Origin of the sequence: Comamonas fluminis (assembly GCF_019186805.1) — a bacterium.
Taxonomy (GTDB): Bacteria; Pseudomonadota; Gammaproteobacteria; order Burkholderiales; family Burkholderiaceae_C; genus Comamonas; species Comamonas fluminis.
This window is the reverse complement of the sequence record NZ_CP066783.1, coordinates 3,872,207-3,884,409: the sequence shown is the minus strand read 5'-3', so window position 1 is coordinate 3,884,409 and position 12,203 is coordinate 3,872,207. Positions and strand designations below refer to the sequence as shown.

General features: G+C 56.6%; 11 protein-coding genes and 1 pseudogene. 3 read left to right on the top strand and 9 right to left on the bottom strand.

Annotated features, from left to right (window positions below; genetic code table 11):
- Window positions 1-13: 13 nt before the first annotated feature.
- The 4 genes from JDW18_RS17960 to rpoH form a co-directional block, all read right to left on the bottom strand.
- On the bottom strand, window positions 14-946 hold the full coding sequence (locus tag JDW18_RS17960) for a fatty acid desaturase (protein ID WP_218240885.1): 933 nt from the start codon (window positions 944-946) through the stop codon (window positions 14-16).
- Entirely contained in the window at window positions 947-1,690 is a 744-nt protein-coding gene (locus JDW18_RS17955) for a sterol desaturase family protein (protein WP_218240884.1), read from the bottom strand. It abuts the gene before it with no gap.
- A gap of 270 nt (window positions 1,691-1,960) precedes the next feature.
- A complete protein-coding gene (locus JDW18_RS17950) occupies window positions 1,961-2,887 on the bottom strand; it encodes a Bug family tripartite tricarboxylate transporter substrate binding protein (protein ID WP_425514813.1) in 927 nt (308 codons plus the stop codon).
- Between the two features lie 223 nt (window positions 2,888-3,110).
- A complete protein-coding gene (gene rpoH / locus JDW18_RS17945) occupies window positions 3,111-4,055 on the bottom strand; it encodes an RNA polymerase sigma factor RpoH (RefSeq protein ID WP_218240881.1) in 945 nt (314 codons plus the stop codon).
- A 970-nt stretch (window positions 4,056-5,025) separates the two neighbouring features.
- Here rpoH and JDW18_RS17940 point away from each other — a divergent pair.
- Together JDW18_RS17940 and JDW18_RS17935 are read left to right on the top strand one after the other, a co-directional pair.
- Window positions 5,026-5,952: an NAD-dependent epimerase/dehydratase family protein gene (locus tag JDW18_RS17940; protein WP_218240880.1), complete on the top strand. Its 927-nt coding sequence runs from the start codon at window positions 5,026-5,028 to the stop codon at window positions 5,950-5,952.
- Window positions 5,949-6,644: a type 1 glutamine amidotransferase domain-containing protein gene (locus JDW18_RS17935; RefSeq protein ID WP_218240879.1), complete on the top strand. Its 696-nt coding sequence runs from the start codon at window positions 5,949-5,951 to the stop codon at window positions 6,642-6,644. The genes JDW18_RS17940 and JDW18_RS17935 overlap by 4 nt, the downstream gene beginning before the upstream one ends.
- A gap of 42 nt (window positions 6,645-6,686) precedes the next feature.
- Here the strand turns inward: JDW18_RS17935 and JDW18_RS17930 are convergent.
- Window positions 6,687-7,444, bottom strand: a protein-coding gene (locus JDW18_RS17930; RefSeq protein ID WP_218240878.1) for an IS5 family transposase whose coding sequence is annotated in 2 segments (ribosomal slippage) — window positions 6,687-7,129 and window positions 7,129-7,444 — 759 coding nt in all. Because the reading frame shifts where the segments join, the coding sequence is not laid out codon by codon here.
- 102 nt (window positions 7,445-7,546) lie between these two features.
- Between JDW18_RS17930 and JDW18_RS17925 the strand changes: the two genes are divergently transcribed.
- Window positions 7,547-8,274 (top strand): IS5 family transposase gene (locus JDW18_RS17925; RefSeq protein ID WP_246610055.1). Its coding sequence is split into 2 segments (ribosomal slippage): window positions 7,547-7,880 and window positions 7,880-8,274, totalling 729 coding nucleotides; the frame shifts between segments, so codons are not numbered across the junction.
- A 40-nt stretch (window positions 8,275-8,314) separates the two neighbouring features.
- Here JDW18_RS17925 and JDW18_RS17920 read toward each other — a convergent pair.
- The 4 genes and pseudogenes from JDW18_RS17920 to JDW18_RS17905 form a co-directional block, all read right to left on the bottom strand.
- On the bottom strand, window positions 8,315-9,355 hold the full coding sequence (locus JDW18_RS17920; protein ID WP_218240877.1) for an IS481 family transposase: 1,041 nt from the start codon (window positions 9,353-9,355) through the stop codon (window positions 8,315-8,317).
- A gap of 162 nt (window positions 9,356-9,517) precedes the next feature.
- Window positions 9,518-10,230: pseudogene (locus JDW18_RS17915) on the bottom strand (transposase); the annotation flags it as partial.
- A gap of 70 nt (window positions 10,231-10,300) precedes the next feature.
- Window positions 10,301-10,924 (bottom strand): ANTAR domain-containing response regulator, encoded by a 624-nt coding sequence (locus tag JDW18_RS17910; RefSeq protein WP_246610053.1) that lies wholly within the window; start codon window positions 10,922-10,924, stop codon window positions 10,301-10,303.
- 2 nt (window positions 10,925-10,926) lie between these two features.
- Window positions 10,927-12,072 carry a transporter substrate-binding domain-containing protein gene (locus JDW18_RS17905; RefSeq protein ID WP_218240875.1) on the bottom strand — a complete coding sequence of 382 codons (1,146 nt, stop codon included), beginning with the start codon at window positions 12,070-12,072 and terminating at the stop codon, window positions 10,927-10,929.
- Window positions 12,073-12,203: the final 131 nt, after the last annotated feature.

Here is a 12,203-nt window from a genome sequence, read left to right as displayed (position 1 = left end):
TCAGGAGTAATTTCTATTTCACAGCATCTGGCGGCATCTGCGGCTGGGTTCTTGCCGCGGGCCAGACCAGACCCAATACAAACACGCGCCCCATATAAGGCAGCAGTCCGCCTTCATTGAGGGCGGGAGTGACTCGCTGGCGATAGGTCTGAGCATGCAAGTTTGTCAGCTCGGACCAGTGCGCATGCGGGCACTCATGGTGCGCGGTGTGCAGGCCAATATTAAAAAGAAGCGGGTTGACCAGCCCCTCGAAGTTGCGGGCGTAGTTCAACTCGATACCCGGGGTATTGCGTTGCGCTCTGGTCAGCGGCCGGCCATCGGCATGGGCGTGCTGCAGGTAGTTGGTGGCCAGCAGCCAGTGCAGGCCGTGCAGTTGCGGCACGATGATGAAGATCAGCGCTTTTTGCCAGTCCAGCCACAGAAAAAAGCCCCAGCTACCCAGCCACAGCGCGTACTGCCCCATGCAGTAGCGAAAGGCGCCGGGCCAGTGAATGCGCAGGTTGTTCAGCCAGCGAAAGAACAGCGGATAGAGCTTCAAGCCCGCCTGAACCGGGTGAATCAGATAGCCCCAGAGGTGGTTGGTATCGCCGCCAAACTCAGGCCGGTAGGTGCGTGCGATGTCGCGCGGGCCGTGGCGAAAGCGGTGATGATTGGCCACATGGGCGGGCCAGAACACAAAAGTGGGATGGCCCTGCAGCAGCGTCAGCCAGTAGTCGGTGGCGCGATTGGTCCAGCGGCCCCACCACATGCGAACATGGGTGTGGTTGTGGTGAATCACGCCCACGCCTAGTGTCAGAAACAGCTCAATGCTATACAAAATGAAGCTGAAGCCATGCGTCCACTGCCACCAGACGATAAGCGGCAGGATCACCATATAGAACACCGATTGCCAGTCGCGCCAATGGCGCAGCGTGGGCAAGAAGCGCTGACTCGGGTGCTTGCTCATTCAGTGGCTGGAGGGCTGCGTGGAGGAGGTCTTGACCTTGGTGCCCATGATCTGGTCCATAAAGGCCAGCGCAAAGCCATAGTTGCCCGCAGGGCGTGCATGGTGCAAATGGTGGCGACGGCTGGCAGCCAGCGGGTGGGTGTCTGAAACCTTGGGGAAAAAGTCCCAGTTGGAGTGCCCAATCAGGTTGAGCATCAGGCTCAGCACCGGCACGGAGGCCAGCGACCAGAAGTAAAAGTCATGCACCACCATGGGCAGCAGGATGATGTTGCCCAGCATCAGCGCCTCAATGGGGTGAAAGCTGTAGGTGGACCAGGGCGTGGTGACTACGGAGCGGTGATGGTCGCCGTGATAGCGCACTAGACGGCGCGTATGCAGCAGGCGGTGGTTGATCCAGAAGTGCACATCGTTCCAGATCAGCAGGGCGATGATTTCCAGCGCGATACGGCCCGCGCTGGCATTGGGCGTGAGGTGGGCCCAGCCCAGCTGCAAAAAGCCCCAGGGCACGATCATGCCCAGACCGAACACCAGAATCGAATGAAAGGACTGGCGCCACTCACGCTGCAACTGGTCGGGCTTGAGCGGGCGCGTATCCAGCGGCTTGCCAATGCCTGCAGCGGCCAGGGTGCGCGTCAGCCCCAGCATGGCCAGCGCGCCCAGCACATAGATACCGCCAAAAAAGACCAGACCCAATGCCATGACCTGCCAGGCGTTGAGCTGAGTAAACCAGGTTCCAGCGTCCATGAAGGCTCCGTAAACATTGACGCAGCCAGACAAAGCAATGCGCCCGAAAGGCATAGCGTAAACGCATGCCAGTCGGGCGCATGATAGCGGACGCCGCAGTAGCACCAGCTGATACCCAAAGGGGCTCAAGGGAGGCTGCAGCAGCCAAAAGGAGCATGCCCCATCGGATAGACAGCGAGCAAGCGCCGCCGCGCAGCGAAGCTGTCGTCCCCCTCCCGATGCAACGCATCGAGAGAGGGGGAAGCCGCAAAGCGGCTCAGGGGGCGTCAGTTACTGCGCCTTGATGTGCTGCTCACGAATAATGGTGCCCAGCGCCTTCACATCCTGCTGGATGCGGTTGCGCAGACCTTCGGGCGAGCTGCCCACGGCTTGCCAGCCTTGCATGGACAGCTTCTGGCGCATCTCGGGTGTGCGCACGATTTCGCTCACGGCAGCAGCCAGCTTGTCCACATGGGCCTTGGGCATGGACTTGGGCGCTGCTACGGCGTTCCAGATTTCCAGGTCAAAGTTCTGGATGCCCAGGTCCTTGAGGCTGGGCAGGCCAGGGGCCAGCGGGCTGCGGGCCGCAGAGGTCACGCCAATGCCGTGCAGCTTGCCGGCCTGAATCTGGGCCATGGCCAGAGCGGGGGGCAGCATGGAAAGTTGCAGGTCGCCGCCCTGAATGCCGTTGAAAACCTGCGGATAGCCGGTATAGGGCACATGCACGGGCTTGATGGCCGAGCGGTTCTTGAGCAGTTCCATGCCCAGGTGGCCCACAGTGCCCACGCCGGGCGAGCCATAGCTCCACTTGTCACCCGCCTTGATGGCGGCATCCATAAAAGCCTTGCCTTGCGGCGCCGAAGCGGGTGCCACCAGCACCAGCGGGGCCACGCCAATCAGGCTCACGGGCTGCAAGTCCTTGATAGGGTCATAGCGCACGGCGGGGTTGAGCATCTTGGCGATGGTCATATTGCCGTTGATCATCACGCTGAAGGTGTAGCCATCGGCCTTGGCCACATATTCGCCAGCGATATTGCCGCCAGCACCCACGCGGTTTTCCACAATGATGGTCTGGCCCAGTTTCTTTTCCAGGGGCTCGGCCAGCGCACGGGCCGTCAGATCAGGCGAGGAGCCAGCGGGAAATCCCACGATCAGGTGCAGGGGCTTGTCGGGCCAGTTGTCAGCCGCCATGGCTGCAGGGGCTATCGATGCAGCCATCAGGGCGGCGCCGGCTGCAACAAGACTGCGGCGGGACAGATTTTTGAGTTTGAGGGAAGTGAGGGCGCTGTAAATAGGCATGACAGGTCTCTTGAATCTTATCGGTATGGGGATCAGCGCCAGTGCGAGCCACATCAGCGCCAGAAAATAAAAAACCCGGAAATTATCCGGGTTTGAGGTTCAGCATTTCAGCCTTTTAAGTCGCTGGTGCGCAAGTTGGCGTTTACGCAAACTCGGCTAGCGCTTTTTTCATCTTTTTCATGGCGGCCACTTCGATCTGGCGAATGCGCTCGGCGCTCACGCCGTACTCGGCAGCCAACTCGTGCAGCGTCATGCCGCCCGAACCATCGTCGTTGACCTTGAGCCAGCGCTCTTCCACGATGCGGCGACTGCGGTCATCCAGACCTTCCAGAGCCATGGACAGACCATCCGTCGCCAGATGGTCGCGCTGACGCGACTCGATCATGGCCGTGGGTTCGTGGTTGGCATCGGCCAGATAGGCGATGGGGCCATAGGCCTGCTCACCGTCATCGCTGGGCGAGGGGTCCAGCAGCACATCGCCACCCGACAGGCGGGCTTCCATCTCGATGACTTCTTCGCGCTTGACGTTGAGCTTGGCCGCCATGGCGTCAATCTCACCTGCGGTCAGTGTTTCGCGCATGACAGCATCGCCGTCTGCCATGGCGGCATCGGACTTCATGTCATGCTTCATCGAGCGCAGATTGAAGAACAGCTTGCGCTGAGCCTTGGTCGTAGCGACCTTGACCATGCGCCAGTTCTTCAGAATGTATTCGTGGATCTCAGCCTTGATCCAGTGCATGGCGTAGCTCACCAGACGCACGCCTTGGTCGGGGTCGAAGCGTTTGACAGCCTTCATCAGGCCGACATTGCCTTCCTGAATCAGGTCGCCGTGAGGCAGGCCATAGCCCAGGTACTGGCGGGAGATAGACACCACCAGACGCAGGTGAGACATCACCAGACGCCCGGCGGCGTCCAGATCATTGTGTTCTTTGAGCTTGCGTGCGTACTCCTGCTCTTCCTCTTGGGTGAGCATTGGCAGACGGTTTGCAGCCGAGATATAGGCATCCAGGTTGCCCAGCGGTGGCACCAGAGCCCAAGGGTTCGTGGGTGCCAAGGCTGTAGCAATGGAGCCGGAGGCAGTTTTCATTGCAGGTTTCCTTTCTTCCATGATCTTCATGTTAGCACTCTGTTAGAGAGAGTGCTAAAGACAAAGTTCCCCGGGTTTTTGTAGGTGCTTCACAGAGGGGATTGTTGTCGGTTCTCACTCAGTTTTGTACTTTTCTCACTGAGTTTTGTACTGCTGATAAATCGCAAACTTTATGTAACTATATGATTTTATTAAATATTTTATAAATTTCGCATGCTTGAAAGGTTTAAATCGGCTTATTTTTTAGGCAAATTTCTCAAAAAAACCGGAAATTCTTAATGTGTGAAGTTGTTTTGTCCGTACTCCCCATTGTTGCCTTCGTGGTGACGCGGCTGTGCCAGGCTCAAGCTGACTATCTCAGGAGCTGGATATCCATACTCGAAAGCAAATTGTGCGACTCTGGCTCAGCATGCGAGTTCTGCTGGGCATGCTGCTATGGGGTATCTGATGGGCTTTTGGGCGGGCCTAGCCTGCTGCTGACCCGTTGTGAGCAAGTGATTGCCCAAGTGTTCGCAACAATGGTGGTCGCGCGTAACCTGCTAGATCTCAGTCACTTCCTGGCCAACTGCTTTAGGCTGATCTGAGCCATTCACGGTTCGGTGCTTGAGCGGCAGCAATGGCTAACACCAGCCGTTGAAGGCTGCTTGTCCAGAACGGCCGCTTCACCCTCGGGACCGGCCGCTCGATTGCGCGGTTTGCCACGCACTGGCTCGAAGGACCGCTTCAGCGTGCCCTGGCAGGCTCGTGTCGACCCAAAGCTGATCTTCGCTTTTGCGCAAATCGGCCGCTCATTAATGCACCAAAGCAAGCAAAAGTGCTTAGGCCCGTCGCCACGATGGGGACGCCAAATACTGTAGAAAACCAGTGAGTTTGTTTTCGGCCTGAAATTAGTCTTATCGCTTGACCTTCAACTCAACTTGAATCTTAAGCTCCGTATCCTCTCATCACATCAGATGCTGCAAGGGAAGATATGCAAGCCATATTAGGGGCCAATGGCCAAATCGCGGTGGAACTAGCGCGTGAATTAAAGCGTAACTACATGCAGAATCTGCGCCTGGTAAGTCGCAATCCACGTAAGGTAAACAATAGCGATGAATTGGTCTCTGCTGACCTGATGAATGCCGTGCAAACCCTGGATGCAGTACGCGGCAGCGAAGTCGTGTATTTCACTGCAGGTCTGCCACCAGACACCGAGTTATGGGAAAGACAATTTCCTACCATGCTACGCAATGCACTCGATGCCACGCGGGAAGCAGGTGCCAAATTCGTCTACTTTGACAACACCTACATGTACCCGCAAAGCGCGCAGCGGCAGACCGAAGACACGAATTTTGCCCCTGTGGGGCGCAAGGGGCATGTGCGTGCTTTGATGGCGGAGATAGTGCTCGCGGAGATGCAACGCGGCGATATCCCCGTCGCCATTGCCCGCGCACCTGAGTTTTATGGCCCCGGAAACACTCAAAGTATCACCAATACCTTGGTAATTGACCCGCTCAAAGCGGGCCACAAGGCCAAAATTCCGGTGCGTGAGGACAAGCTACGTACCCTGATTTGGACGCCCGATGCAAGCCGAGCCATGGCCGCCATTGGCAATGCAGAAGATGCGTATGGTCAGACCTGGCATTTGCCTTGCTGGGATGAGCGGCTGACCTATCAGGCTTTTGTGAAATTAGCAGCTACCACCTTTGGGGTTGAGCCGCACTACAAAGTGCTAAGCCACTGGGCGATGGTTGTTGCTGGATGGGTCTCCAAACCCGTACGCGAACTTCGTGAGCTGCTTCCACGCTACGCACACGACAATGTGTTTGATTCGTCCAAGTTCAAGCGCCGCTTTCCCAGCTTTGCTGTCACCAGCTACGCACAGGGCATGAAGCAAATCGCTCAGGAGTCTTCATGAGCACGCCACGCATCTTGCACGTCGTCACCAATGTCGCGCATTACGACGACTCTTCGCACGCCACAGGGCTATGGTTGTCGGAGCTGACCCATGCCTGGGATGTGTTTGCTGCGCAAGGCTACCTGCAGCAATTGGTTAGCCAACTAGGCGGCGCCGTACCGCTAGAGCCGCGCGCCCTCAAATGGCCGCTCTTCGATGCATCGGCCAAAGCCTGGCTCAATGACCCAGAGCGCATGGCCTTGCTGGCTAACACTGCGGCACCTGCCGATATCCTGGCGAGCGATTTCGATGCCATCTACTTCACTGGAGGGCACGCGGTGATGTGGGATTTTCCCAGCAGTGTCGGGTTGCAGCGAATCACTTGCAGCATCTGGGAGCAAGGTCGCATCGTTGCATCGGTCTGCCATGGCTACTGCGGCCTGCTCAATACACGGCTGAGCGATGGCTCTTTGCTGGTTGCAGACAAACAGGTCACGGGTTTTTCGTGGGCAGAAGAAATTCTGGCTGGAGTGGCACAGTCCATGCCCTATAACGCAGAGAAAGAAATGAAGGCGCGCGGTGCTCACTATCAAAAAGCTCTGCTGCCATTTACCTCGTATGTGGTGGCGGATGGCCGCCTCATCACCGGACAAAATCCGGGGTCGGCCAAAGCGACTGCCAAGCAGGTAGTACAGACCTTGGGAAAGCGTTAGAGACGCGCTTCAAAAGTACCGAAGGCCTAGGGCGTGTTCACATTACCTCAGGTGTTCGCAAATCAAAGCCATTGAGATAAAGGTCGCGTACACAACATCGAGCTTGTCATAGCGCGTGAAGATGCGCCGGTAAGCCTTGATCCGCCGGAACAAGCGCTCGATCTCATTGCGCTGGCGGTATCGTCGTTTGTCCAATTGCCAAGGGTGTTTGCGCAGTGGGTGCGCAGGGACGACAGGTATCAAGTTGCGCTCCAGTGCCTCAGCTCGCAAGTCACCGCCGCCGTAGGCGCTGTCCATCAGCAGATACACAGGTGCGTCTTGGACGCCAATGACTTCAATGAGGTGACGGCCTTCGGGGCCATCACCGGCTTGGCCTGCTGTCAGGCTCCATACCAAAGCATCTCGACAACTGGCGGCCACCATGTGAATCTTGCTGCTCCAGCCACCCCGGCTCCTGCCTATGGCTTGTGGACCGTTTTTTTGCGAGCCCCGCAGCCATCAGGGTGGACTTTGACGATGGTTGAATCCAGACTCAACGCTTGGACACACCACTGGCTAAGTCGGTCCTGCTGTAAATGTGCAAGTACTTCCACCAGGACGCCGCTGTGCGCCCATCGGTACAGACGCATGTAAATCGTATGCCATGGGCCAAATCGAGTTGGCAGTGCGCGCCATTTACAGCCGTTACTGGCCATGTAAGCCAGCGCATTGAGCAAGCGATAGTGGCTGATACGACGACTGCCACGGGGCTTAGGTAACAGATGGCGGATGCGCTTGAATTGAGAGCGAGAGATGTACATGCAGGCGCTGGATTGTCAGCGCCTGCATGAGCAGTCAACTATTAATGTGAACACGCCCTAGGGCGTGTCATCGAATTCGATAGTTGCTTCGTTATTGATAGCGTGACTCGTAGATACGCCTTGACAGATACACAGTGGGATTGCATCAAAGACCTTCTGCCCGGCAGGGCTGGACACGTCGGTGCTCCTGGTAAAAACAACCGCCTTTTTGTAGATGCAGTGCTTTACCGCTATCGCTCTGGCATTGCATGGCGGGATCTGCCTGAGCGCTTTGGTGATTTCCGTATCATTCATACACGGCATATGCGCTGGAGCCGTTCTGGTATTTGGCAGCGTGTGTTTGAAACGATCAGTGCCCAAGCTGACAACGAATACACCATGATCGATGCAACCATCGTGCGTGCCCATCAGCACAGCGCTGGCGCAAAAGGGGGATTCAAAAGCATGCCATCGGACGTAGCCGGGGAGGCTTGAGTACCAAGATCCACGCGACGGTTGATGCGCAGGGCAACCCAACTGGCTTTCATTTGACTCCCGGTCAAGCCTCAGACTTGGAAGGCGCAGATGTGCTTTTGAAAGACATTCAGGCTAATGCTGTGCTCGCAGACAAAGCCTATGACGCTCAGGACCGGGTAATTGCACCCCTGTTAGAGAAGGGCAAGCAAGCTGTCATTCCAAGTCGCCACGGTCGCAAAGAAAGTAGAGAGCACGACCGGCACATATACAAAGAGCGTCATCTGATTGAGAACTTCTTTGCCCGGTTAAAACAGTATCGGTGCATCGCGACGAGGTATGACAAGACGGCCGCTGCTGTAGAAGTTCCGATCTGATCTGACAGTTGCTCCCGTTTCGGTCGGTACGGCTGTCAGATTAATTGAGTGCTTTTACCTTCTCGTCCCAGACCTCCTTTGCATCAATCAGCGTTTGCATCGGTGTCCTGCCACAGCACATCTTGCCTTGATGCGTACGCTGGCCGTTGTAGTAATTGATCCAGTCGTCCAGATCCATCTGCAGCTCGTCAATGGATCGATAGATCTTGCGCCTGAACGCCACCTGGTAGAACTCTTGCAGGATCGTTTTGTGGAACCGCTCACAGATGCCATTGGTTTGCGGGTGACGCACCTTGGTCCTAGTGTGCTCAATGTCGTTGATTGCCAGATATAGCTGGTAGTCGTGCGTTTCGGCCTTGCCGCAATACTCTGTGCCCCTGTCTGTCAAGATTCGCAGCAACCCCATGCCTTGCTCTGCCAGGAACGGCAGGACGCGGTCATTGAGCAAGTCAGCTCCCGTGATCGGCGTCTTGGTGGTGTACAACTTGGCGGCAGCCCACTTGGAATAGGTATCTACGAAAGTTTGCTGGTAGATGCGCCCGACGCCCTTGATCGTGCCCACATAGAAGGTGTCTTGGCTACCAAGATAACCGGGATGAGCGGTTTCGATTTCTCCGCAGGCCAGGTCATCTTCCCGCTTTCTTTCCAAGGCTGTCACCTGGGATTCAGTGAGTACGGCGCCAGTCTTGGCGACCTCAGCCTCCAGGTTGGACAGACGCTGTTTGAAGCTGGCCAGTTGATGACGCATCCAGATGGAGCGCACACCGGATGGAGACACAAAGATGCCCCGCTGGCGTAGTTCATTACTTGCACGTAACTGTCCATGCGCTGGCTGCTCCGGGGCATAGGCAATGACGGCCGTTTCGACGGCGTCATCAACCCGGTTCTTGGGATTGGGCTTGCGCCGAGATATCTGGATCAGGGCCTCTACGCCACCTTCTTCGTGGGCATGCTGATAGCGATAGAAAGTGTCACGGGAGACGCCCATGACTTTGCATGCCTTGGAGATGTTGCCCAGCTCACTGGCCAGATTGAGCAGGCCGACCTTGTGCCGGATGATGGTTTGGTTGAAACTGTTCATGAGGTTTCTCCGTTGGGCGCTTTGCGCCCGGATTGATAAAGATTCGTACCCTTATCAAAACGGGAAACCTCACCTGTTGGCAAGGCCCACTGTCAGATCAAGTCTGAACTTCTACAATTCATCTGGCTGCAGCTGTCATCTGGTTGATTTGATGACGGGCCCTAGCGCCTCGCGGTTGAAGTCATCGATGACATTGAGCAGCCGGATGCTGCGCCCGCCCTCAAGTTGGTCGTGCATGAAGTCCATCGACCAGACTTCGTTGCAGGTTTCCGGCACCGTCAGTGGTTCAGGTTTTTCTCGCACCAACCGTTTGCGGGGCTTGATACGAAGGTTCAGTTCCAGCTCTCGGTAGACACGGTAAACACGCTTGTGATTCCATCGGAAGCCTCGCACATTGCGCAGGTACAGGAAGCAAAGGCCAAAGCCCCAATTGCGTTTGTTGTCCGTTAGGCGCAGCAGCCACTGGGCGATCTCATCGTCCTCAATGCTGCGGCGAGCCACGTATCGATAGCAGGCTTGGCTGATCTGAAACGCCTGGCAGGCCACCTTGATCGACACGCCGTGCTGCTGCACTGCTTGAAGAGCCATCTCGCGTCGGCGAGATGGCTTCACCACTTTTTTGCGAGAGCCTCCGAGACGATCTCAGCCTTGAGTTTCTCCTCGACGTACATCTTGCGAAGTCGCTGGTTCTCTTGCTCCAGCTCTTTCATGCGGGCCATGAGCGAGGCATCCATGCCGCCGAACTTGGCTCGCCACTTGTAGAACGTTGCCGAGCTGATGCCGAGTTCCCGGCAGAGCTCTGGAACCGTCAGACCGGCTTCTGCTCGCTTGAGCGCATCAATGATCTGGCTGTCGGTGAAACGTGATTTCTTCATGGTAGAGATTCTCCTGTGAGAGTCTCTACTTCTCAGGGCTCAGGATTTACGGGGGGATTACCTTGCGCTCTTACTCGCGCGGCCCTTTCATTCCCAGTAATTCACTTGCGCTGATGATGGTTTGGGCAATGTCTTCAATCGAGATGCGTTTGTTCATAGCCTGCTCGCGCAGCATTTCGTAGGCCCGTTCTTCACTGACCCGGTGGGTTGCGATGAGAATGGCTTTGGCATCAGTCACTCGACGCTGGCCAAGCAGCTTGTTTTGCAGCTTGTGTACATGAAGATGAATCTGGCGGCTTTCTTTATGGTTCTGACGTGCAACTACCAAAGTTGAAAGCAGACCGAAGGACCGAATAGGCGACGGCAAGACAGCCTGGGCCTTGAGGTCCAGAACTGTAGAAACGATGGTGGGGTTCTCGTAATTCACTACGGCCACCAAGGCCGGTGCTTGTTCGCTGTGGGCCCAGCTCATGGGAAGGTGCAGGAAGTCGGGGCGCACGGCCAGTAGGACGATATCGGTGTCTTCTGGCAGGTGTTGTACAGGTGGCCATACGCTGCGAACCTGACAGCCGATACGCTGAAGTTGCTGTGCCAGCAACAGACCGTCGGCATCATCGGGGTGCATCAGCGTGATTTTGAGTTGACGCAGCTCTTTGAGGTGCGGTGAGGTGGCGCGCGGTTGTTGGCGGTTCACGCTCAGACCTCCTGTTTGGCTGTCCAGTCGCCGAGCGAGTGGGTAACCAGGTAAGGGTCGGGCGAGACAGCGCGTTTGGCTTCGCGCAGTATGGTGAACTCACCTTGCGCATTGGCGCGACCTATGCGTGGGTATACCCAAGTGTGGTGGTTTCCGGGGTCGATTCGAACGCACCCCTGAGGTGCATCGAACTCACTGCCCAGCAGGTGCGGTAGTAACTCGCTAATAGTGTCGCTGCCCGAGCGACGGAAAGCGTTGGCAAACATGTGTACTTGGAAGTACGAGGCTTCCCAGCATAGATTTGGGCGGCAGTCGTCGCCAAACAGGCGCTTGAGGTGGGCTAGGCAGCGCTGGTTGGCTTCGGTTTGGATTGACTGGAAGTACGGTGCCGAAGTGATGTGGCCTGCCGCAACTTCAAAGCCCATTTGCCCGATTTCAGCCTCTGAGGTGGTAAGGCTGCAAATGGGCATCTCTTTGGGATTGAAGCCTGCGTCAGCATAGGCTCGGTAGAGCTGGGAGGTGGAGTCTCCGACCACGGTGGAGAAGATGAAGTCAGGGCTTTTCTGGCGCACATCTTCCATAACGGCCCGATAGTCGTGCTCGGTTGCCGATAGTGGCAGATAGCGTTCACCCAGAATTTCCCCTTCGGGATGTTGTAGTACCAACTCGCGCATGATGCGATTGGATTCATAGGGGTAGATGTAGTCTGAACCAATGAGGTAGGCGCGCGCGCCAAAGCTGCTGGTCATGAAATCAGCCAGCTGTACGCTGTTCTGGTTCGGGGCTGCACCGGTGTAGATGATGTTGGCCGAGAACTCGAAGCCTTCGTAGAGGGTGGGGTAGAACAGCAATTTGTTCCATTTTTCCACTACGGGCAGCACGGCCTTGCGGCTGCTTGACATATAGCAGCCGAAGACGGTGTTGACCTTGTCCTGGACGATCAGTTGCTCGGCCAGTTGTGCGTAGCGTGCTGGGTTGGAAGCTGGGTCTTGGCGTACAGCGATCAGCTCGCGTCCGAGCACGCCGCCGGCGGCATTGATCTCATCAATGGCTAGCAAGCTGCCTTTCAACTGCGAGCGACCAATGGTCGAGGTAGTACCGGTTTCCGAGAAAAGAATACCTATGCGCAAGGGGTCGGTGTAGGACAAGGTTGTTCTCTGGTTTATGCTTCAACAGTGATTGCTGAGGATCGGCTACGGAGTAATCCCAAGATGCTAGTGGGCGGAACCTAGCTTAGCGCACGCGACGTATGTGGAGGCGTGGGTGAGGCAAGGGTTGT

Excerpts from the sequence above, each read along its gene's own strand:
- JDW18_RS17960 (WP_218240885.1), bottom strand. The coding sequence starts at position 946 with ATGAGCAAGCACCCGAGTCAGCGCTTCTTGCCCACGCTGCGCCATTGG.
- JDW18_RS17955 (WP_218240884.1), bottom strand. The coding sequence starts at position 1,690 with ATGGACGCTGGAACCTGGTTTACTCAGCTCAACGCCTGGCAGGTCATG.
- JDW18_RS17950 (WP_425514813.1), bottom strand. The coding sequence starts at position 2,887 with ATGGCTGCATCGATAGCCCCTGCAGCCATGGCGGCTGACAACTGGCCC.
- rpoH (WP_218240881.1), bottom strand. The coding sequence starts at position 4,055 with ATGAAAACTGCCTCCGGCTCCATTGCTACAGCCTTGGCACCCACGAAC.
- JDW18_RS17940 (WP_218240880.1), top strand. The coding sequence starts at position 5,026 with ATGCAAGCCATATTAGGGGCCAATGGCCAAATCGCGGTGGAACTAGCG.
- JDW18_RS17935 (WP_218240879.1), top strand. The coding sequence starts at position 5,949 with ATGAGCACGCCACGCATCTTGCACGTCGTCACCAATGTCGCGCATTAC.
- JDW18_RS17920 (WP_218240877.1), bottom strand. The coding sequence starts at position 9,355 with ATGAACAGTTTCAACCAAACCATCATCCGGCACAAGGTCGGCCTGCTC.